This window comes from Enterobacter cloacae complex sp. SYL003 (assembly GCF_049236925.1).
Classification (GTDB): domain Bacteria; phylum Pseudomonadota; class Gammaproteobacteria; order Enterobacterales; family Enterobacteriaceae; genus Enterobacter; species Enterobacter intestinihominis.
Genome location: NZ_JBMKJK010000075.1, coordinates 1 through 511 on the forward strand (window position 1 = coordinate 1; position 511 = coordinate 511).

A 511-nucleotide genomic window follows, 5' to 3' on the forward strand; every position below is an offset into this window, starting at 1 on the left:
TGCTGGAGGTATCAGAAGTGCGAATGCTGACATAAGTAACGATAAAGCGGGTGAAAAGCCCGCTCGCCGGAAGACCAAGGGTTCCTGTCCAACGTTAATCGGGGCAGGGTGAGTCGACCCCTAAGGCGAGGCCGAAAGGCGTAGTCGATGGGAAACAGGTTAATATTCCTGTACTTGGTGTTACTGCGAAGGGGGGACGGAGAAGGCTATGTCAGCCGGGCGACGGTTGTCCCGGTTTAAGCATGTAGGCGGAGGTTCCAGGTAAATCCGGTACCTTGTTAACGCTGAGGTGTGATGACGAGGCACTACGGTGCTGAAGTGATAAATGCCCTGCTTCCAGGAAAAGCCTCTAAGCATCAGGTAACACGAAATCGTACCCCAAACCGACACAGGTGGTCAGGTAGAGAATACCAAGGCGCTTGAGAGAACTCGGGTGAAGGAACTAGGCAAAATGGTGCCGTAACTTCGGGAGAAGGCACGCTGAGGTGTAGGTGAAGTCCCTGCGGACGGA

At 54.0% G+C, this 511-nt stretch carries 1 rRNA gene; it reads left to right on the plus strand.

From position 1 onward, the window contains the following. A 23S ribosomal RNA gene (locus ACOT1A_RS24640) occupies window positions 1-511 on the plus strand; the annotation flags it as partial.